This is a genomic window from Metallococcus carri (assembly GCF_011440275.1).
GTDB classification, from domain to species: domain Bacteria; phylum Actinomycetota; class Actinomycetes; order Actinomycetales; family Dermatophilaceae; genus Metallococcus; species Metallococcus carri.
The window spans coordinates 1-19,294 of record NZ_JAAOIV010000003.1 but is presented as its reverse complement, the minus strand read 5'-3'; the positions used below and the strand labels follow the sequence as shown (position 1 = coordinate 19,294).

At 69.1% G+C, this 19,294-nt stretch carries 21 protein-coding genes; 13 read left to right on the top strand and 8 right to left on the bottom strand.

All coding sequences use genetic code 11. The features are described from left to right. Positions 1–188 precede the first annotated feature (188 nt). The gene (locus G9U51_RS04675; RefSeq protein ID WP_166194014.1) at positions 189–2,042 is read left to right on the top strand and encodes an HNH endonuclease signature motif containing protein; all 1,854 of its coding nucleotides are present in this window, start codon (positions 189–191) and stop codon (positions 2,040–2,042) included. A gap of 6 nt (positions 2,043–2,048) precedes the next feature. On the opposite strand, the gene G9U51_RS04670 is transcribed toward G9U51_RS04675, so the two are convergent. Further along, positions 2,049–3,059 carry a GNAT family N-acetyltransferase gene (locus G9U51_RS04670; protein WP_456238026.1) on the bottom strand — a complete coding sequence of 337 codons (1,011 nt, stop codon included), beginning with the start codon at positions 3,057–3,059 and terminating at the stop codon, positions 2,049–2,051. A 62-nt stretch (positions 3,060–3,121) separates the two neighbouring features. On the opposite strand from G9U51_RS04670, the gene fdxA reads away from it, so the two are divergent. The 6 genes from fdxA to G9U51_RS04640 all read left to right on the top strand — a co-directional run bounded on the left by fdxA (position 3,122) and on the right by G9U51_RS04640 (position 9,674). After that, a complete protein-coding gene (gene fdxA / locus G9U51_RS04665) occupies positions 3,122–3,448 on the top strand; it encodes a ferredoxin (RefSeq protein WP_166194007.1) in 327 nt (108 codons plus the stop codon). Positions 3,449–3,533: 85 nt separating this feature from the next. After that, positions 3,534–4,628 carry a succinyldiaminopimelate transaminase gene (dapC, locus tag G9U51_RS04660; protein WP_166194004.1) on the top strand — a complete coding sequence of 365 codons (1,095 nt, stop codon included), beginning with the start codon at positions 3,534–3,536 and terminating at the stop codon, positions 4,626–4,628. A 154-nt stretch (positions 4,629–4,782) separates the two neighbouring features. Next, positions 4,783–6,066 (top strand): citrate synthase, encoded by a 1,284-nt coding sequence (locus G9U51_RS04655; RefSeq protein ID WP_166194001.1) that lies wholly within the window; start codon positions 4,783–4,785, stop codon positions 6,064–6,066. Beyond that, positions 6,066–6,713, top strand: a complete 648-nt coding sequence (locus G9U51_RS04650; protein ID WP_166193998.1) for a TenA family protein — start codon at positions 6,066–6,068, stop codon at positions 6,711–6,713. Before G9U51_RS04655 ends, G9U51_RS04650 begins: the two co-directional genes overlap by 1 nt. Positions 6,714–6,756: 43 nt before the next feature. Further along, entirely contained in the window at positions 6,757–7,365 is a 609-nt protein-coding gene (locus G9U51_RS04645) for a TetR/AcrR family transcriptional regulator (RefSeq protein WP_166193995.1), read from the top strand. Between the two features lie 17 nt (positions 7,366–7,382). Then, entirely contained in the window at positions 7,383–9,674 is a 2,292-nt protein-coding gene (locus G9U51_RS04640; protein ID WP_166193992.1) for an MMPL family transporter, read from the top strand. On the opposite strand, the gene G9U51_RS04635 is transcribed toward G9U51_RS04640, so the two are convergent. Then, entirely contained in the window at positions 9,652–10,524 is an 873-nt protein-coding gene (locus G9U51_RS04635; protein ID WP_166193989.1) for a hypothetical protein, read from the bottom strand. The genes G9U51_RS04640 and G9U51_RS04635 overlap by 23 nt on opposite strands. Positions 10,525–10,529: 5 nt before the next feature. Continuing rightward, positions 10,530–11,465, bottom strand: a complete 936-nt coding sequence (gene dapD, locus G9U51_RS04630; protein ID WP_166193986.1) for a 2,3,4,5-tetrahydropyridine-2,6-dicarboxylate N-succinyltransferase — start codon at positions 11,463–11,465, stop codon at positions 10,530–10,532. Positions 11,466–11,524: 59 nt separating this feature from the next. Between dapD and dapE the strand changes: the two genes are divergently transcribed. Genes dapE through G9U51_RS04605 form a run of 5 tightly spaced genes read left to right on the top strand, consistent with a single transcriptional unit; the run spans position 11,525 to position 15,420 of the window. Further along, the gene (gene dapE / locus G9U51_RS04625) at positions 11,525–12,589 is read left to right on the top strand and encodes a succinyl-diaminopimelate desuccinylase (RefSeq protein WP_166193983.1); all 1,065 of its coding nucleotides are present in this window, start codon (positions 11,525–11,527) and stop codon (positions 12,587–12,589) included. After that, on the top strand, positions 12,586–13,314 hold the full coding sequence (locus G9U51_RS04620; protein WP_166193980.1) for an LOG family protein: 729 nt from the start codon (positions 12,586–12,588) through the stop codon (positions 13,312–13,314). Before dapE ends, G9U51_RS04620 begins: the two co-directional genes overlap by 4 nt. A 5-nt stretch (positions 13,315–13,319) precedes the next feature. Next, the gene (locus tag G9U51_RS04615; RefSeq protein ID WP_166193977.1) at positions 13,320–13,604 is read left to right on the top strand and encodes a DivIVA domain-containing protein; all 285 of its coding nucleotides are present in this window, start codon (positions 13,320–13,322) and stop codon (positions 13,602–13,604) included. Between the two features lie 11 nt (positions 13,605–13,615). Then, positions 13,616–14,203: a DNA-3-methyladenine glycosylase I gene (locus tag G9U51_RS04610; protein ID WP_328823315.1), complete on the top strand. Its 588-nt coding sequence runs from the start codon at positions 13,616–13,618 to the stop codon at positions 14,201–14,203. 8 nt (positions 14,204–14,211) lie between these two features. After that, entirely contained in the window at positions 14,212–15,420 is a 1,209-nt protein-coding gene (locus G9U51_RS04605) for a hypothetical protein (protein WP_407941422.1), read from the top strand. Here G9U51_RS04605 and G9U51_RS04600 read toward each other — a convergent pair. Genes G9U51_RS04600 through G9U51_RS04585 form a run of 4 tightly spaced genes read right to left on the bottom strand, consistent with a single transcriptional unit; the run spans position 15,392 to position 18,628 of the window. Then, positions 15,392–16,594, bottom strand: a complete 1,203-nt coding sequence (locus tag G9U51_RS04600) for an SPFH domain-containing protein (protein WP_166193968.1) — start codon at positions 16,592–16,594, stop codon at positions 15,392–15,394. The two genes, G9U51_RS04605 and G9U51_RS04600, sit on opposite strands and share 29 nt — an antisense overlap. Positions 16,595–16,597: 3 nt before the next feature. Continuing rightward, on the bottom strand, positions 16,598–17,023 hold the full coding sequence (locus tag G9U51_RS04595) for an NfeD family protein (protein ID WP_166193965.1): 426 nt from the start codon (positions 17,021–17,023) through the stop codon (positions 16,598–16,600). Positions 17,024–17,051: 28 nt separating this feature from the next. After that, complete coding sequence (locus G9U51_RS04590; protein WP_166193962.1) at positions 17,052–17,840, bottom strand: enoyl-CoA hydratase/isomerase family protein; 789 nt, start codon at positions 17,838–17,840, stop codon at positions 17,052–17,054. A gap of 14 nt (positions 17,841–17,854) precedes the next feature. Beyond that, the gene (locus G9U51_RS04585) at positions 17,855–18,628 is read right to left on the bottom strand and encodes a PaaX family transcriptional regulator (protein ID WP_166193959.1); all 774 of its coding nucleotides are present in this window, start codon (positions 18,626–18,628) and stop codon (positions 17,855–17,857) included. 110 nt (positions 18,629–18,738) lie between these two features. On the opposite strand from G9U51_RS04585, the gene G9U51_RS04580 reads away from it, so the two are divergent. Beyond that, complete coding sequence (locus G9U51_RS04580) at positions 18,739–18,906, top strand: DUF3117 domain-containing protein (RefSeq protein ID WP_166193956.1); 168 nt, start codon at positions 18,739–18,741, stop codon at positions 18,904–18,906. 90 nt (positions 18,907–18,996) lie between these two features. On the opposite strand, the gene G9U51_RS04575 is transcribed toward G9U51_RS04580, so the two are convergent. After that, the coding region (locus G9U51_RS04575) for an HNH endonuclease (protein WP_166193952.1) at positions 18,997–19,294 on the bottom strand (298 nt) is incomplete at its 5' end.

Genomic DNA, 19,294 nt, shown 5'->3' with positions numbered 1-19,294 from the left:
AGCAAGCGAGCGAGGAACGAGCGAGCGCGTCGAAACCATCGGTGGACCGGGGTGTTGTCGGTGGTGGCTGGCATACTTGCCCACACCCGTTACGCCCGTGCCAGGTCGGTCGAAAACCGTTGTGCCGCAACGAAAAAACTCTCCACATGGTCTTCTATCCGCACACCTGTTCGGGTAAACTTCGGGGTATGCCGATCACCGCACCCGCCCAGCCGAGCAGTGCCGAGGCCGCTGCCGAGAAGGCTGTCAGCGCGCGCGAGTTGATCGAGTCGGTGATCTTCGAAGACGGGTTACCGGCGGCGATGGAGGTAGCGACCGACCCTGATATCGCCGCGTTGCACGGGTTGCACCCGATCGAGGTGCAGTTGGCCGCGATCAGCGTGCTCACCCGCAACGTGTTCGACCGGCTAGCAGCGGACAACCCGTTCGAGCCCGGTGTGGTGGATCGGTTCTTCGCCGACACTGAGGTGTCCGCGGACCCGGGCGCGGGGGTGCCTGAGGTGATCGGCCCGATCAGCGACACCTGGCAGGTGACCGATGGGTGGATCACCCCGGAGCAGGCCGGGCAAGCCGAACGGGCCCGGCTGCTGAAGGAGCGGTACCTGGCGACGGTATCCGCGGCGCACGCGGTGGCTCAGCAGTCCTTGGCGGTGCGGGCGCGAGCGTTGGGCCGGTTCGCCCGGTTCGATCGAGCTGACCTGGCCGATCGGCGGCGTGAATCCTTCCTGGAACCGCCGGTGGAGCACGCCCCGGGGCACTGGTGTTCCGATACGGCCGACGAGGTCGGTCCGGCACTGGGGTTGGGGGACTATGAGGCGTGCACGCTGGTGCAGGAGGCCGCGTGGGTGACCGCCGGACTACCCAAAGTGTTGGAGCAGGTCGGTGCCGGGACAGTGAATTGGGCGACCGCAGCCACGATGGGACGGGAACTGTCGGAGGCCAGCTCGACGACCTGTGAGACGGTCGAAGAGTTGATCCTCAAACGGGGTGTGCAGCATCGGCCGCGCAGTATCGCCCGGCGGTCGGTGCGGGCCTTGGTGCAACGGTTGGAGGCCCCGGCGGCGCGGCGCACCAAGGAGCGGACGCAGGCGCAGGAGACCGGGGTTTGGTTGGACGCGCACTCGGTGCCGGGGTTGGCGTTGCTGACCGCGGCGATGCCGATCGCTCAGGCGGCGGCGTTGAGGGACGCGGTCGAAGCGCGTGCTGCCGCGCGGAGGCTGGAGTTCGCGAGCACCCCGGGTGGTGACCCGTACACGCTGGGTGAGCACCGGGCCGCGGCGTTGTTCGAACTCGCGATGCATAACGTGACCCTGGTCGTGCACGTGGACGTGCTCAAACCCCAGTCCGCGTCCAACACCTTCACCGCGAATGCGTCCGACACTGACGCTGAGGAGGGTGCCGCGAGTTCCGATAACGCCACACGCGATGACTCCGAGACGAGCGCGAGCAGCGAAACGGCAAGCGCCGCGACTGAGGGTGACCACCGACCTGGCACGACTACGGCCAACGAACCCGCTGAAGTCGACGAGGTCGGCGAGGTCGACGAGGTTGCTTCGCCTGGTGGTGTCTCTCCGGAGGAGGTGGTGCAGCATCCGACGGCGGGGCCGATCACCGGGAGTGATCTGGCCGAGTTGATCGGGCACCCGGCCTTCACGGCGTCGAAGGTGACCACCAGCCACCGAAATTTCGACCCGGTGGATTACCGCCTGGACGATCAAGCGATCAGTAAGTCCTACCGGCCGCCGGAGTTGATGCGGGAACGGGTGAAACGCCGCGATCAGCGCTGCCGGTTCCCCGGGTGTACGCGCGGGGCGAGGTTTACCGACCTGGACCATGTGGTCGCCTGGCCGGACGGTCCGACGGCGGACTGGAACCTGCAATGCCTGTGTCGGCGGCATCACCGCACCAAGCAATCGGGGTGGTCGGTGACGATGACCCCGGGTGGGCGGTGCACCTGGACCAGCCCCACCGGACGGGTGTACATGACCTGGCCCGGGCTGCTGGAAACCTACTGGGACACCACCGAACCCGACACCGGTTGAGGACGGTCAATCGCGGCGGCCGTAGACGTACTCGTGATGCGTGTCGAACCCGAGGCCCCGGTACAACTCAACTGCGGCGTGATTGTCGGCGCTGACCTGCAGGTACATCGACGGTATGCCGGCGTCGTGGACTGCCCGTGCACCCTCGACCACCAGCGCCCGACCCAGGCCGTCGCGCCGCCGGTCGGGCAGCACGTGCAGATCGAAGACGCCTGCCCAGCCGGGCGCGAAGGCCAGGCGACCGGCGCTGGACGGGGTGGGGAAGTCCTCCTGCCGGAAAGCCAACAGGTGGGCCGCCGCTCCGATGCGATTCAAGGTCGCTGTGTAGGTCTCCCGGTGCTCGACCGAGCGCGGGGCTGCGACCGACCACCAGCTCTCGTCCGGCTCGGGCAGCACGGCGACCGCGGTGTTGGGACGCATCGGCGCATCAGCGACCACAGCGGAGGCGGCTGTCATGACGAGCACCCGCCCGAAGAAGCGCCACCCCCGCTCCGCGGCGACGGCTCCCGCGGGCGTCGCCCCAGGATCGAAACCGGACGGCCCGGCGAGCTGCGCCAGCGGCGGGAGGCTGCGGTCGGCATACCAACCTTCCACCTGTTCGAACGCCCTGGCGAGGGGAACACCCGGATCGCCTTGCACGAGAACAGAATTCGCGCGGCCGGTGAATCCATCAGCCGCGCGCAGCAGCCAGTCACCGATCACCCCATGCTCGAGCGGCGGCATGCCTCCCACCATCAGGCGCTCGAGGTCGTCGATGCCAATGGCTTGGTGCGGCGCCCCGCGACGAACCGGCCGAGGCGGGATCTCCTTCCACAGCTGCACGTCGCCGCGATCGACCGTTACCTCGCCCTGCCGCGTCCGCACTGTGATCGCGTCTGGGGTGACCTCTGTCACATCGCCCACTACATCTGTCAGGGTCTCACCGGTGGGAGTCCGCGGAATGCGGCAGCGCAGCGTGATCCGGATGCCGGGTCGAAGCCCAGCAGCAGGGTCGGGCTGACTAAGGTCTGGGCTCACGGTTCGCCATACTAGGAACCCACAGGCCGCCCCGGCCGCCACCAGCAGGAGGATCCGCTTCCATGACCTACGTGATCGCCCAGCCGTGCGTCGACCTCAAGGACAAGGCGTGCATTGAGGAATGCCCGGTCGACTGCATCTACGAAGGTGAGCGCAGCCTCTACATCCACCCGGACGAATGCGTCGACTGCGGCGCGTGCGAGCCGGTCTGCCCGGTCGAGGCCATCTACTACGAGGACGACGTCCCGGAGCAGTGGGCCGACTACTACAAGGCCAATGTCGAGTTCTTCGACGACCTCGGCAGCCCGGGCGGCGCGGCGAAGATGGGCCTGATCAACAAGGACCACCCGATCATTTCTGCGCTGCCCCCGCAGGAGCACGCGGAGTGACGACAGCCGTCCGAGGACCCGAGCGTCAGCGAGGCCCGGAGGGCGGCGTGGAGTCACGACCACGAATTCGCGTGACGACGTGGTGATGGCATCGCTCCCGGATTTTCCGTGGGACACCATCGCCGCCGCGAAGGCGCGCGCCGCCGAGCATCCTGACGGCATCGTCGACCTGTCGGTCGGCACGCCCGTCGACCCCACACCTCAGGTCCTCCAGGACGCCCTGGCCGGCGCCGCCGATGCGCACGGATACCCGACCGTCTGGGGCACGCCTGAACTGCGCGAAACTGTCGCCGCGTGGTACGCCCGCCGCCGCGGCGCAACCAGGGTCAACCCGGACGGCGTGATGCCCACCGTCGGCAGCAAGGAGCTCGTCGCCTGGCTGCCCACCCTGCTCGGTCTGGGCGCGGGTGATGTGGTCGGCTTCCCGAGCATCGCCTACCCGACGTATGACGTGGGTGCTCGCCTGGCGGGCGCGACTCCCGCCCCAGCTCGGTCGTTGCTGGAGTATGGCCCGAGCGCGCCAAAACTGTTGTGGCTCAACACTCCTGCCAACCCGCACGGGCAGGTGCTCCCGGTCGACCACCTGAAGAAGGTCGTTGACTGGGCGCGGCAGCGCGGCGTGGTCGTGGCCAGCGACGAGTGCTATGCCGAACTCAACTGGCAGGGCGACGACCCGACCCCCGGCATCCTGGACGACCGGGTGAGCGGTGGTGACCACACCGGTCTGCTGTCGGTCTACTCCCTGTCCAAGCAGAGCAGCGCGGCCGGTTACCGCGCGGCCTTCGTGGCGGGCGACCCGGCGATCGTGAAGCGGCTGGTCGACATCCGCAAGCACGCGGGGATGATGGCGCCCTGGCCGGTGCAGCAGGCGTTGATCGCCGGGCTGAGCGATGACACCCACGTGGCCGAGACCAAGAAGCGCTATCGCGCCCGGCGGGCAACGCTGCGCCCGGCGCTGGAGGCGGCCGGGTGGCGCATCGACCACTCCGAGGCCGGCCTCTACCTCTGGGCGACCCAGGGCGAACCCTGCCGGACCAGCGTGGCGAAGTTGGCCGACCTCGGCATCCTCGCCGCTCCCGGTGATTTCTACGGCGCGGCCGGTGCGCAGCACGTCCGGATCGCGCTCACCGCCACCGACGAGCGCATCGCCGCCGCGGCGTCCCGGCTGGCCGGACGCTGAGAGGCGAGCTTTCACGCCATACGAAATTTTGCTGATCTTCACGTCCGGACCCCCGAGGGGAGCGCTGTGACGCTGGGGTAGCGTTCGGGAAGGTTCGCACGGACCAGGCCCTGGCGCCTGCACAGTCCATGAGTAGGACGGAAGAGATCCAGACATGACCGACCAGACTCCGGCCACCTTCACCGCCGAGGGCAAGACCCTCGAGTTCGGTGTCGTTCCCTCCACCGAGGGCAACTCCGGATATGACATCTCCGCGCTGCTGAAGGAGACGGGCAACGTCACCCTGGACGTGGGTTTCGTCAACACCGCCTCGTGCCAGTCCAAGATCACCTACATCGACGGTGACGCCGGCATCCTGCGCTACCGCGGTTACCCGATCGACCAGCTCGCCGAGAAGTCCACCTTCATCGAGGTGTCCTACCTGCTGATCTACGGCGAGCTGCCGGACAGCAAGCAGCTCGAGGCGTTCACCGAGCGGATCCGCCGGCACACGATGCTGCACGAGGACCTGAAGGACCTGCTCGCGGCCTTCCCGCGCGACGCGCACCCGATGTCGGTGCTGTCCGCCGCGGTGTCCGCGCTCGGCACCTTCTACCAGGACAGCCTGTCGATCACCGACAAGGACCAGATCGAGCTGTCCACGGTGCGCCTGATGGCCAAGCTGCCCACGATCGCGGCATACGCCCACAAGAAGAGCCAGGGTCAGCCGACGCTCTATCCGGACAACAAGCTCGGCCTGGTCGAGAACTTCCTGCGGATGGTCTTCGGCTTCCCCTCGGAGGACTACCAGGTCGACCCGGTCGTCGCCAAGGCGCTCGACCAGCTGTTCATCCTGCACGCCGACCATGAGCAGAACTGCTCCACCTCCACGGTGCGCCTCGTCGGCTCCGGCCACGCCAACCTGTTCGCCTCGATCTCGGCCGGCATCCACGCCCTCTCCGGCCCGCTGCACGGCGGCGCCAACTCCGCGGTGCTGGAGATGCTCGACACCATCGAGAACCAGTTCGGCGGCGACGTCGACAAGTTCGTGGAGAAGGTGAAGAACAAGGAGGACGGCGTCAAGCTGATGGGCTTCGGCCACCGGGTCTACAAGAACTACGACCCGCGCGCCACCATCGTCAAGAAGGCCGCCGACGAGGTCCTCAAGAAGATGGGGGTCAACGACCCCAAGCTCGACATGGCGATGCGCCTGGAGGAGATCGCGCTCAAGGACGACTACTTCGTCTCGCGCAAGCTCTACCCGAATGTCGACTTCTACACCGGCATCATCTACAAGGCGATGGGCTTCCCGACCGAGATGTTCACGGTGCTCTTCGCCATCGGCCGCCTCCCGGGCTGGATCGCCCAGTGGCGCGAAATGATGGAGGACCCGGCCACCAAGATCGGGCGTCCGCGCCAGATCTACATCGGTGAGACCGAGCGCAACTACCCGGGCTGATGACGTTCTCCCACGACGCGTGGGAGCGGGCACGTCCCGTCCTGCAGGCCATCGAACGGCACCCCTTCGTGCTGGGCCTGGGGGACGGGACGTTGTCACGTTCGCGCTTCGACTACTACATGGCCCAGGACGCGCTCTACCTGGTGGACTACGGGCGGTCTCTTGCGCTGGCCGGCTCGCAAGCCGGTGACGTCGACTCGGTGGAGTTCTGGTCGCAGTCCGCGATCGGTGTCGCGGTCGCCGAGCGCGAGCTGCACGCCTCCTTCCTCGGGGGCGAGCTCACCGCGGCCACGATGTCGCCCACCTGCCGCGCGTACACGTCATACCTGCTCGCGGTCGGCGCCGGCGGCAGCTATCCGGTGCTGACCGCGGCCCTGCTGCCGTGTTTTTGGATCTACGAGCACATCGGCGCGCTGTTGCTCTCCCGCGCGTCGCTCACCGATCACCCCTACGCCGCGTGGATCCGCACGTATGCCGACCCCGACTTCGCGGCCGCCTCGGCTCGCGCTCGGGAGCTCGCCGACGAGGCCCTGTCCGGTATGCCGGAGCCGGTCCTCGCCCGCGCCCACGAAGCCTTCGCGACCTGCGCCCGCTATGAGTGGATGTTCTGGGACGCCGCGTGGCGGCAGGAGACCTGGCCGGTCTAGCCCGATTTGCACTTGAGCTAAGCAAAGTGCAAAACTGCACTCCATGAAAGAGAGTGCAAGCGCGGCCGACCGGCGCCGGGCCGAGCGGTTGCTGCGCATCCACATCGAGGCGGTGCGGCTGGTCACCGAGCATGGTTACGCCGGCTTCACCATGGACGACCTGGCCGACGCCGTCGGCATCAGCCGTCGCACGCTCTTCAACGAGGTGAGCGACAAGGCGACGGCGGTGCTCGGCTTCGACGATTTCGCCGACCAGCCTGCGATTGCCGACTTCCGGGCCGGCCAGCCGACCGGCGAGCTGCTGCCCGACCTCGTGCACACCGTGAAGACGCTCGTCGACCTCACCGCGGCCGACGACCCGCGCGCCCAAGAAGCCCACCAGTTGCTGGACGCGGCGATCGCCGCCGACCCCAAGCTCGCCCAGATCGTCTCCGAGCGGCTGGCCGAGATGGCGACTCTGCTCGGCCAGGAGATCTGCCTGCGCGAGGGCTGGGAGCCCGAGGATCTGCGTGCGCGAGCCCTCGCCGCCTCGCTCTTCGCGCTGATCATGCTCACCCTCGAGATCCACAAGACCCAGACCGGGCGCACCTTTAGCCAGATCTTCACCGAGGTGCTCGCCGCCGAGGCCGCAGCTCGGCAGATCACCCGCTGACCCACCAGGAGATTCGCGTGGCAACCTTCCTCTACCGGCTCGGCCGGACGGCATACCGCCGATGGCCGTTGGTCTTCGTCGGCTGGCTCGTCGTGATCCTCGGCGTCGGCGGTTTCGCCGCCGCGAAATCGCAGCCGATGAGCACCACCTTCTCGATCCCCGGCGTCCCGTCGCTGCAGGCAGCCGACACCCAGGCCGAACTCTTCCCCGGCCAGCTGCCGGCCGACAAGCAGGTGGCCGGGCAGATCGTGGTGCAGGCCCCACCGGGCCGCACCCTCGCCGAGCAGCCCTACAAGGGACAGGTCGACCGGCTCGTGGCGGCCGTGCAGCAGGCGCCCCAGTTGCCGCCGGGCACCCGGCTGGCCAACCCGGTCGTCGCCGCGCCCGCCCTGGAGAAGCAGCTCGTCGGCGCCGCCCAGCAGCAGGGGCTGCCGGCAGCGGCAGCCCGGGCGAACGCGGCCTACATCTCTCCGCTGTCCAAGGACGGCCGGATCGGCACCATCAGCTGGAATTTCGCGGTCACCAACCCGATGGAGGTGAAGCCGGAGACCCAGGACTACATCCGCAAGGCCGCAGCCGACGCGCAGCGCGGCGGGCTCACCGTGGTCACGGGCGGGCAGGGCATGCAGGAGGCGATCAACCCCGGCAGCACCGCCGAGGCGATCGGCATCCTCGTCGCGCTCTTCGTGCTCGTGCTCACCTTCGGCTCGCTCGTCGCAGCCGGTATGCCGATCCTCAATGCCGTCGTCGGGGTCGGTCTCGGCACGCTCGGGGTCACCGCGGCCACCGCCTTCTTCGACATCCCGGACACGGCGACGGCGCTGTCGTCGATGCTGGGGCTCGCGGTCGGCATCGACTACTCGCTGTTCATCCTGTCGCGCTATCGCGCCGAGCTGCGCCACACCGGCGACCGGGCCCACGCGATGGGCCGGGCCCTCGGCACTGCCGGATCGGCGGTGGTTTTCGCCGGCCTGACCGTGGTCATCGCGCTGGTGGCCTTCGCGCTGCTTGGCATCCCGATGCTGACCTCGATGGGCATCGCGGCGGCGGCCACGGTGGTCTTCGCCGTGCTCGTGGCGCTGACCCTGCTGCCGGCCTTCATGGGTCTGCTCAAGGGCAAGGCCTTCGCCGGCCGGGTGCGCAAGGACACTGCAGCGGATGAGTCGGACCACGCATCGGTCAACGGTTCGGTGCGGCTCGGCAACGGCATCCGCCGGGCTCCGGCGCTGGTCGCCCTGGCCGTCGTGGCGATCCTCGGCGCGCTCGCGATCCCGGTGACGGGCATGCACCTCGGGCTGCCGTCCGATGCGACCGCCGCGGTCGGCAGCGAGGCGCGCACCTCCGCCGATCTGCTCGCCGAAGGTTTCGGCCCGGGCAAGAATGCCCCGATGGTCGCCGTCGTCGACGGGCGGCAGGTGACGGGCGGCGCCCAGCAGCACCTCGCGGCATACGGGCGGGTGGTCCAGTGGGCCGCCAAGGATCCGAATGTCGCCAACGCCCAGATCGTGCAGGTCAACCGGGACTCCACCGGCGCGGTGGTGCTCATCACGCCGAAGACCGGACCGGCCGACAAGGCCACCGACGATCTGCTGCAGCGGCTGCGGGGCAGTCAGCCGGCGGTGGAGGCAAGCAGTGGCGCGAAGGTCGGCGTGACCGGGCAGACCGCGATCGCCGCCGATGTGTCGGACAAGCTCAACGCCGCACTCGCGCCCTATCTGGCGATCGTGGTCGGGCTGGCGTTCCTGCTGCTGGTGATCGTCTTCCGGTCGCTGCTGGTGCCGCTGCTCGCGACCGTGGGGTTCCTGCTGTCGGTGCTCGGCGCGCTCGGTGTCACCGCGAAGCTGGTGCAGGACGGCATGTTTGGCATCTTCGACCCGCAACCGGTGATGAGCTTCCTGCCGACGTTGATGATCGGCATCGTCTTCGGCCTGGCGATGGACTACCAGGTCTTCCTCACCACGCGGATGCGCGAGGCGCATGTGCACGGGATGGGCGCGAGGGACGCCGTCATCGACGGTTTCCGGCACTCCGGGCGGGTCGTCATCGCCGCCGCGCTGATCATGATCTCGGTGTTCGCGGCCTTCGCCACGCAGGACAACGCGTTGATCAAATCGCTCGGCGTCGCCCTGGCGACCGCGATCGTGCTCGACGCCTTCCTGGTGCGGATGCTGCTCGTGCCGGCGGTGATGCTGATGGTCGGCGATGCCGCCTGGTGGATGCCGCGGTGGCTGGATCGCCTGCTGCCCACCGTCGACGTCGAGGGCGAAAGCCTCACCCGCGGCGCGGTCAGCGAGCCAGCTCTAGCCTGACCTCGCCGGCTCGAGTCGGGTTGTCGGCGGTCGTCCAGGTCCAGGCGCTGCGACCGCGGTCGCGGTTCCAGGCCCGATCGCCGACGACCACCGAGGTGATGTTCTCGGCCTGGGCGTGCGCAACGGCCCAGGAGGCCACCGCCCACACCTGCGCGTTGTCGCCGCGATAGGTCACATAGCCGCCCGAGCCGGTGGCTCGCAGCCCGGACGCGTCGGCCAGCTTGGCGACGACCCGGCTGACCGAACCCGGCCCGGTCGGCGGGTCCATGCGGCAGCCCACGCCGCCCGGTTGCCCACCGGAGAAGACCGACGCGATGACCCGGCCCTGCGTCTCGTGGTCGGCATACGCCTGCGGATAACCGCTGCGCTGAACCTCCTGGGCGACCTCGGTCAGCGTGCGGGTCTGCCAGTCCGGGATCTTCACCAGCGCACGGTAGAACGCCTTGCTGGCGTAGATCGGGTCCTGGATCTGCTCGGCGGTGCCCCAGCCCTGGCTCGGTCGCTGCTGGAACAGGCCGAGCGAGTCGCGGTCACCCGAGCGCAGGTTGCGCAGCTTGGACTCCTGGATCGAGGTCGCCGCGGCGATCTGGGCGGCGCGCTCCGGCAGGCCCTCGTCATACCGGCCGACGAGCGCGATCGTCGCGGCGTTAGCCGTCTGCTCGGTCGACCACTGATAGTCGAAGCGGCCGTCGGTCACCTTGCAGGTGTTGTTGCCGATCGCGTCCATCACCCGCTGATAGCCGTAATAACCCGCCCCACCGAGCGCGGCGAGCATGACGATGGGCAGCACACACCCGAGCGTCGAGCGCAGCCGGCGCGGCCGCTCTTCCTCGTAGTCGCCAAACGCCATACGGGCTAGTGGGAGGTGTGCAGGGCCGGGTTGAGCGCGATGCCCTCGCCCTGTCGCTCGCGGCACTCGACCACGCCGGTGGTGGAGTTGCGGATGAACAGCATGCTGTCGCCACCGGACAGCTCGCGGGCCTTGACCACGCGACCGTCGGGGAGGGTGACCTTGGTGCCGGCGGTGATGTAGAGGCCGGCCTCCACCACGCAGTCGTCACCGAGGGAGATGCCGATCCCCGCCTCGGCGCCGATCAGGCAGCGCTTGCCGATGGTGACCCGCTCGGTGCCCCCACCGGACAGCGTGCCCATGATCGAGGCCCCGCCGCCGATGTCGGAGCCGTCGTCGACGGTGACTCCCTGCACGATGCGGCCCTCGACCATCGAGGTGCCGAGCGTGCCGGCGTTGAAATTGCAAAAGCCCTCGTGCATGACCGTGGTGCCCTCGGCGAGATGGGCGCCCAGGCGCACCCGGTCGGCGTCGGCGATCCGGACGCCACTCGGCACGACGTAATCGGTCATCCGAGGGAACTTGTCGACGCCGAAGACCTGCACCGGTCCGGCGCCGCGCAACCGCAGCCGGGTCTGCTCGAAGTCCGCCACGGCGCACGGGCCGTGGTTGGTCCACACCACATTGGCGAGCACGCCGAAGAGGCCATCGAGGTTGATGGTGTTGGGCGCGACCAGCCGGTGCGACAGCAGGTGCAGGCGCAGGTAGGCATCCCGGGCGTCCGCCGGGGCGGCATCCAGGTCGATGTCGACGAGCTCGACCGAGGTGCGCACCTTGCGGCGCGGGTCATCGCCGGCGAGGTCGGCCAGGTCCGGGGGAGCGGCATACGGGTCCTCGACCGGAGCCTGTCCCAGCTGCGGCTGCGGGAACCAGGTGTCGAGGATCTGCCCGGCGTAGGTCGTCGTGGCAAGGCCGTAGCCCCAGGCGTGGCGAGTGGTCATGGGCCAAGGCTAAGGGAGGCGTCCGACCAGGCCTGACCCTCGGTGCGATGATGGCCGCCATGGCCACCCTGGACCTCAGCACCGATGTCGTGGATCTGACCGCAGCGCTGTGCGACATACCGTCGGTCAGCAAGGACGAGCGCGTCATCGCCGATGCGATCGAGCAGGCGTTGCGCGGCCTGGACCACCTGCAGGTGGAGCGTGACGGCAATGTCGTCGTGGCGCGCACCGACCTCGGTCGCGACGAGCGGGTGGTGCTGGCCGGGCATATCGACACCGTGCCGCTCACCGACCCGCCGAATATCCCCACCCGCCGGGTCGACGGGATGCTCGTCGCCCGCGGCAGCACCGACATGAAGGGCGGCGTCGCCGTCCAGCTCAAGCTCGCCGCCGAGCTCACCGAACCCAGCCGCGATGTCACCTATGTCTTCTACGACTGCGAGGAGATCGAGGAGGAGTTCAACGGGCTCAAGCGGATCGCCGCCGAGCACCCGGACTGGATCGAGGCCGACTTCGCAGTGCTGCTCGAACCCACGGCCGGTGGCATCGAGGGTGGCTGCAAGGGCACGATGCGCGTCGAACTCACCACCAAGGGCATCGCCGCGCACTCGGCCCGCCCCTGGAACGGCCACAACGCCATCCACGACGCCGCCGACCTGCTGCAGCGGTTGTCGGACTACGAGCCGCAGACCGTCACCGTCGACGGGCTGGACTATCACGAGGCGCTCAACGCGGTGCACATCAGCGGTGGCATCGCCGGCAACGTCATACCGGATCGGTGCACGGTGGCGGTCAACTACCGGTACGCGCCCGACAAGGACACCGAGGCCGCCCTCGCGCACGTCCGCTCGGTCTTCCCCGGGTATGACGTCCGCCTCACCGACGCTGCCGACGGCGCCCGCCCGGGTCTGGACCGGCCGGCGGCGCAGGCGTTCGTGGCCGCTCTCGGCCTGCCCGTCGTCGCGAAGGAAGGCTGGACCGATGTCGCCCGGTTCTCGGCGATCGGGGTGCCGGCGGTGAACTTCGGCCCGGGCGACCCGAACCTCGCCCACACCGACGACGAGCGCTGCCCGGAGCAGCAGATCAGAGATTGCGAAGAGGCGTTGACGAGGTGGCTGGCATGACCGATGAGGACTACCAGCGGGGCGCGACCACGCTGCGGGGCAAGCTGGTGCCCCGGACGACGACCGACCAGCGGTTGCTCGACGAGCACACCGACGCCGACTGGCTGCACACCGATCCGTGGCGGGTGCTGCGGATCCAGGCGGAGTTCGTCGAAGGTTTCGGCGCGCTGGCCGAGCTCGGTCCGGCGGTCGCGGTCTTCGGATCGGCCCGGCTGACCAGCGATTCGGAGCATTACGCCCGTGGTGTCGAGGTCGGTCGCCGGCTGGTCGAAGCCGGGTATGCCGTGATCACCGGCGGCGGCCCCGGTGCCATGGAGGCGGCCAACAAGGGCGCTCGCGAGGCCGGCGGCACGAGCGTCGGCCTGGGCATCGAGCTGCCCTTCGAGACCGGCCTGAACAGATACGTCGACCTCGGGGTCAACTTCCGCTACTTCTTCGTGCGCAAGACGATGTTCGTGAAGTACTCCCAGGGGTATGTCGTGCTGCCGGGCGGCTTCGGCACCCTGGACGAGCTCTTCGAGGCGGTGACGCTCGCGCAGACCCAGAAGGTCACCAGCTTCCCGTTGGTGCTGCTCGGCCGAGACTTCTGGACCCCGATGCTGGACTTCGTGCGCGGCACCCTGCTGGGCGAGGGGATGATCAGCGAGCGCGATGTCGAGCGGCTGCAGGTCGTCGACGACCCGGAGGAAGCGGTGCGGCTCGTGGTCGAGGCTCGTCTACCCTGAACCCCGTGATCGTCCTGCTCATCGCCGTCCTCGTCATCGTGGTCGGCGTCGTCGTCGCCGCGGTGCTCGGCCGGTTCGAGGCCTCGATGGACCAGCCGGTCCGCACGACCGCCTTCCAGCCGCTGCCCGAGGGCGCGTTGAGCGACGCGGACCTGGATCAACTGCGCTTCGACCAGACCCTCCGCGGTTACCGGATGGGGCAGGTCGACGATGTGATCGACCGGCTGCGCGAGGAGCTCGCCGACCGCGACGCCGAGATCCGCAGACTGCGCGACGAGGCCGGGGCCTGACCCAAGCCGTGGTGGGGGGCGACGGCATCCTGGTGGGTGCGGACGGTGTGGCGCGGTGCGCGTGGGCGGGGTCCTCGCCTGACTACCTGCGCTATCACGACGCCGAGTGGGGAGTGCCGGTCCACGGTGAAACCGCCCTGCTCGAGCGGCTGATCCTCGAGTCCTTCCAGTCCGGCCTGGCGTGGATCACCATCTTGCGCAAGCGGGAGAACTTCCGGGCGGCCTTCGCCGGTTTCGACGCCGACGCGATCGCGGCCTTCGGCGAGGCGGATGTCGCCCGCTTGATGGCCGACGCGGGCATCGTGCGCAACCGGCGCAAGATCGAGGCCGCCATCGCCAATGCGCGGGCCACCGTGGCGCTGCGGGACGAGGGCGGACTCGATGCCTTCGTCTGGTCGTTCGTGCCGGCCACACACACTCCGCCGGCCACGCTGGCCGATTTGCCGACCACCTCACCCGAAGCCAAGGCCTTGGCAAAAGCCTTGAAGGACAAGGGTTTTCGTCATCTCGGACCCACCACGGTGTATGCCGGGATGTCCGCCTGTGGCCTGGTCGACGACCACCTCACCGGCTGCTTCCGCTCGGGGGCGGGCCGGTGATGGCCTCGGTGCGAGCCCTGATCACTCGACGGTTGGGGCTCAGCGTGCTGGTGGCCTATCTGGGGTTCCGGGCGATCTCGACGGTCTTCATCCTGATCACCGCCGCCCACCAGGTGCCCGCCGGGGTGCCGGGCGGCACGGGCGGTGCCGCGCACCCGGCATACCTGGACATGATGCGGATGTGGGACGGCACGTGGTACCGCGAGATCGCGGTCAACGGCTATCCCGACCAGATCCCGCGCAACGAGGCCGGCGTCGTCCAGCAGAACGCCTGGGCCTTCTATCCGCTGTTCCCGTTGCTCGCCCGCCTCGGCATGGACCTGACCGGCTTCTCCTTCGAGGCCGTCGCCGCGGTCCTCACGCTCGCGATGGGTGCCGGCGCCGCGGTGCTGATGGCGCGTCTGCTCGCCCCCCGGGTCGGCCCGCTCGTCGCCTTCGGCGCCGTCTGTGTGTATGCCGCCTCGCCGCCCTCGCCGACGCTGCAACTGGCCTACACCGAATCGCTCGGCATGCTCCTGCTGCTGGCGGCGCTGCTGGCGCTGGCTCGACGCGACTGGCTGGTCGCCTCCGGGTTGGCGCTGCTCATCGGGCTGACCCGGCCGATCGCCCTGCCGTTGGCCGTGGTGGCGCTCGTCGCGGTCTGGCAGCGCTGGCGCGAGCGCCGCGAAGACCCGATCCGGGCCGGTGACTGGGCCGGGATGGTGTGGACCCTCGTGGCCTGCGGCGTCGCGGGCTTCTTGTGGCCGGCGATCGCGTGGTGGGTCACCGGTGAGCGCAATGCCTACACCGAGACGATGGCGACCTGGCGGATCGGCAACACGATCAAGCCCTTCGACCCGTGGATCACCAACCTCAGCTATCTCGTCGGCACCGGCTGGGCGGTGTTCTGGGTGGCGGTGATGATCGCCGCCCTGGCCGCGATGCTGCTCGGACCCTGGGCCGAGGCGCTCGGGCTCCAGCTGCGGGTGTGGTGTGCGGTCTACGCCGCCTATCTCGGTGCGGTGCTGGATGTGTGGACCAGCGTCTACCGCTACCTGCTGTTCCTCTTCCCGCTCGCGGTCATCCTGATCGGCGGGGGATGGCGGCGACAGCCCGACGAACCTCGTCGGCTCGTCGGGCTGCGCACGGTGGTGCTGGTGCTGCTCGGGATCGGCTGGCAGCTGTGGTGGTGTCTGGAGTTGCTCCAGATCACTCCGCCGGCCGATTACCCGATTTAGGCAGCTGCACGCCCGGCTGGGACGGCGGAAGGGTCGGCATACCTGCCGTCTGGGCGTTCTCCTTCGCGACCGGGAGCTCGGGGTCGACCGAGGTGCGGGCGACGGCTTCGGCGTCGGCGACGGCCTTGGCCACCGCCGGGTCGCGGGTGAGCTCGAACCAGTCGGCGACGTCCTCGTCGTTCGGCTCGGGCACATCGTCGACCTTGGACGGCTCGAACCGGAACACGCCGTCGGACCCCTGCGCGCCGAACGAACGCGCGAAGGACTGCAGGGCCGAGCCGAAGTCGGCGGGCAGCACCCAGGTCTTGTTGGCCTCACCCTTGGCCATCTCGGGGATGGTCCGCAGGTATTCGTAGGCGAGCAGTTCCGGCGTCGGGCGGCTGGCGCGCACGGCGTGGAAGCGCTTCTCGATCGCCTTCGCCTCACCCTGGGCCATCAGGAAGCGGGCGGCCCGCTCACCCTCGGCGCGCAGGATCTGCGACTGCCGCTCACCTTCGGCCGCGAGGATCGACGCCTGCTTGGCACCCTCCGCCGCGAGGATCTGCGACTGCTTGTCACCCTCGGCCGACTTGATCGCCGACTCGCGGTGCGCCTCGGCCGCCAGGATGGTCGCCCGCTTCTCACGGTCGGCCTTCATCTGCTTCTCCATCGACTCCTGGATGGAGGGCGGCGGGAAGATGCTCTTCAACTCGACGCGGGCGACGCGCAGGCCCCACCGGCCGGTCTCCAGGTCGAGCACGCCGCGCAGCTGCGCGTTGATCGTCTCGCGGGAGGTGAGCGTCTCCTCCAGCGTCATACCGCCGATGACATTGCGCAGCGTGGTGGTGGTGAGCTGCTCGACGCCGACGATGTAGTTGTTGATCTCATAGACCGCCGAGCGCGGGTCGGTCACCTGGAAGTAGACGACCGTGTCGATCTGGACGGTCAGGTTGTCCTGGGTGATGACCGGCTGCGGTGGGAAGCTCACGACCCGCTCGCGCAAGTCGACCTTCGCGCGGATGCGGTCGATGAACGGCACGAGGAAGACCAGCTGCCCCGAAATCGTCTTGGTGTAACGACCGAGCCGCTCGATCACCGCGGCCTCCGCCTGCGGCACGAGCGCCACCGACTTCACCACGATCACCACCGCCAGGATGACGATCGCGGCGATGATGACCAGAAGGACTGGATCCATGTCTCACTTCCCCCGTTCTACGACGGCCGTTGCGCCGTCGATGCGTTGGACCACGACGGTGGTGCCGGGTCCGATGTGCTGACCGTCCGTGGTGCGAGCGGTCCAGCGCTCGCCGCCGATTTGCACCAGCCCACGGTCGTGGGTGACCTGCTCGAGCACTGTCGCCGACGCTCCCACGAGCGCGTCGGTTCCGGAAGGGATCATCGGGTTGGAGGTGAAATGCCGCTTGAGCACCGGTCGCACGACCGCGAGCAGCAGCACCGACACGACCGCGAAGACGATCGCGCTGACCCACAGGTCCGCGCCGACGGCGGATGATCCACCGGCCGCGAGTGCGCCACCGGCGAGCATGAGCAACACGAAATCACCGCTCAACGCCTCTCCGGCGATCAGCAGCAACCCGACGGCGACCCAGATGATTGCGGCCATGGTGCGTAGTCTCCTCCCCTTGCCTGATTCAACGACCGTTGAAGCTCGGTTTCTCCTTGGCGAGGAAGGCGTCCACCGCCGCGCGGTGATCCTCGGTGGCTCCGGTCAGCCGCATCTTGTCGGCCTCGAAGGCGAGCGACTGCGTCAGATCGTGCCCGGCCGAGTATTCGACCGCCTGCCGGATCGCGCCGTATGCCGCGGTCGGGCCGTCGGCGAGGGTGCGGGCGACCTTCGCCACCTCGTCGGCGAAGGTGTCCGCCGGGATCACGGTCGTCGCCAGGCCGAGTTCGAGCGCCTCGTCCGCGGGGATGGTGCGCGGCATCAGCAGCAGTTGCTTGGCCTTGGCCACCCCGACCAGGCGGGGTAGATGCCAGGAGGCGCCGGAATCGCAGGAGAGCGCGATCGCGCTGAACGCGGTGTTGAACCCGGCGGTGTCGGCCAGGATCCGCAGGTCGCAGGCGAAGGCGAAGGACGCACCCGCGCCAGCGGCGACCCCGTTGACGGCCGCGATCACCGGCTTGGGCATCGTCGCGAGCAGCTCCACGATCGGGTTGTAGTGCTCGACCACGGTGTCGCTCAGCACCTGCCCGGACTTCAGGCCTTCGACGTGCTCCTTCAGGTCCTGGCCCACGCAGAACGCCCGGCCGGTGCCGGTCAGCACGACGACACGGGCCGCCGGATCCTGCGCCGCCGACCGCAGCGCCGCCAGCAGGCCCTCCTTGGTGGCGAGGTCGAGGGCGCACATCGCGTCCGGGCGGTCGATGCGCACGGTCGCGACACCGTCGGTCACGTCGAAGGCGACGGGTGGGTTCGGCATACGTCCTCCTGGGTTCAGGTCTGCAGACAGTGCTCAACGTAGGCGGCCGCTCGCGGCTGCCAGCGGTCGGCCAGATCGAGGAACCGCTCGGCGGCGCTCGCGCCTGGCCAGTCGGCGGGCAGCGCTTCCGGTGGCAGGTCGGGGTCACTGAAGAGGAACTTGCGCCATTCGTGCACGGCCAGGGCGCGGGCGGCATACACCTGCTCGTCGCTCGCGGGGCCGGTGAGCGAGGCGGCCAGCTCGTCCAGCCAGCTCAGGTAGCGCCGGTGGCTCGCGGCGAGCGCACCGAGATCCCAGGCCGATGCGGCGAGCGTGCGCGGGTCGTCGTCGAAGCGTGCGGTGAAGGCGCGGTATGCCGTGCCGGTCAGGGACCGCTCGAGGTCGTCACTCGGGCGGGGGGCGATCCAGGTGTCGGGCGCGAGGCGGGCGTAGCCGAGATAGGACATCGAGGCGCGCAACCGGGTGCGCGCGCTGCGGTCGCCGGTGTGGTCGGTGACCACGACGTGCCATTGGCCGTCCCACGGTCGCGGGTCGGCGCGATAGATGCGCTGCCACGCCGAGGCGAGCCGGCCGCGAGCCCGATCGGTCATCGCGTAGCCGCGGGCACCCGCCCGCGCATCGGCCCGCAACCACCCCTCGCGCACCATCCGGGAGATCGCCGTGCGTGTTGCTGCGGGGGCCACGTCGACCGCTGACGTCAGCCGCACCAGACCCGCCACCGAGGCCCAACCGTCGGTGCGCAATAGGTGGTCTCCGTAGACGTCGAAGACCGCGGATCGGGCGTGCATGAGCGTCATTGTGCCGCAGCCGTTTTCGGGCGCTGATTTCCGCTGGACCGCCGGACAGGGGATAATGAGCCGTCTGCGGACAAGCCACAGCACCTGGAAGGGGAACACCCATGGCGGCGATGAAGCCGAGGACCGGCGACGGTCCGTTGGAGGTTACGAAGGAAGGCCGCAGCATTCTGCTGCGCATGCCGCTGGAGGGTGGCGGGCGCCTCGTCGTCGAGATGAACGCCGAGGAAGCTAAGGCCCTCGAGGACGCCATCAAGGGTTGCCTGGGCTGACCATCAGCCTGTGACCGAACGGTCCGGCGCTCCGTCCCGCTGCTGCGGGGCGGGGCGTTTCGTATGTCCTGCCCCGGGCGTCCGCCTGGCTCATGCGGCCATCACCAGTCGCAGGAGTTCCTGCTCGAACCGGGAGGGATGCTGGGCGTCGATGGTCGGCAGCGGCAGGGGTGGTGGGGTGCTGGTGTACGCGTGGCCGGTGGGGGTGGTGGTGCTGACGGTATGCCGCCGACTGCCTCCGCTGCCGCTGTGGTCGCTGCTGGTGTCGCGTCGGGTGTGCCAGTCGGGGTGTTCTTTGAGGTAGTTGCAGCTGGCGCACAGGCCTTGACCGTTGTCCATGCTGGTGGGTCCGCCGTCGGTGTGGCGGCGGATGTGGTCGATGTGGCGG

What these genes read in the sequence shown, in the direction of transcription:
- G9U51_RS04655 (WP_166194001.1), top strand. Translation starts at nt 4,783, where the DNA reads ATGACCGACCAGACTCCGGCCACCTTCACCGCCGAGGGCAAGACCCTC.
- G9U51_RS04620 (WP_166193980.1), top strand. Translation starts at nt 12,586, where the DNA reads ATGACCGATGAGGACTACCAGCGGGGCGCGACCACGCTGCGGGGCAAG.
- G9U51_RS04590 (WP_166193962.1), bottom strand. Translation starts at nt 17,840, where the DNA reads ATGCCGAACCCACCCGTCGCCTTCGACGTGACCGACGGTGTCGCGACC.
- dapC (WP_166194004.1), top strand. Translation starts at nt 3,534, where the DNA reads ATGGCATCGCTCCCGGATTTTCCGTGGGACACCATCGCCGCCGCGAAG.
- dapD (WP_166193986.1), bottom strand. Translation starts at nt 11,465, where the DNA reads ATGACCACTCGCCACGCCTGGGGCTACGGCCTTGCCACGACGACCTAC.
- G9U51_RS04595 (WP_166193965.1), bottom strand. Translation starts at nt 17,023, where the DNA reads ATGGCCGCAATCATCTGGGTCGCCGTCGGGTTGCTGCTGATCGCCGGA.
- G9U51_RS04650 (WP_166193998.1), top strand. Translation starts at nt 6,066, where the DNA reads ATGACGTTCTCCCACGACGCGTGGGAGCGGGCACGTCCCGTCCTGCAG.
- dapE (WP_166193983.1), top strand. Translation starts at nt 11,525, where the DNA reads ATGGCCACCCTGGACCTCAGCACCGATGTCGTGGATCTGACCGCAGCG.
- G9U51_RS04675 (WP_166194014.1), top strand. Translation starts at nt 189, where the DNA reads ATGCCGATCACCGCACCCGCCCAGCCGAGCAGTGCCGAGGCCGCTGCC.
- G9U51_RS04645 (WP_166193995.1), top strand. Translation starts at nt 6,757, where the DNA reads ATGAAAGAGAGTGCAAGCGCGGCCGACCGGCGCCGGGCCGAGCGGTTG.
- G9U51_RS04635 (WP_166193989.1), bottom strand. Translation starts at nt 10,524, where the DNA reads ATGGCGTTTGGCGACTACGAGGAAGAGCGGCCGCGCCGGCTGCGCTCG.
- G9U51_RS04600 (WP_166193968.1), bottom strand. Translation starts at nt 16,594, where the DNA reads ATGGATCCAGTCCTTCTGGTCATCATCGCCGCGATCGTCATCCTGGCG.
- G9U51_RS04585 (WP_166193959.1), bottom strand. Translation starts at nt 18,628, where the DNA reads ATGCACGCCCGATCCGCGGTCTTCGACGTCTACGGAGACCACCTATTG.
- G9U51_RS04580 (WP_166193956.1), top strand. Translation starts at nt 18,739, where the DNA reads ATGGCGGCGATGAAGCCGAGGACCGGCGACGGTCCGTTGGAGGTTACG.
- fdxA (WP_166194007.1), top strand. Translation starts at nt 3,122, where the DNA reads ATGACCTACGTGATCGCCCAGCCGTGCGTCGACCTCAAGGACAAGGCG.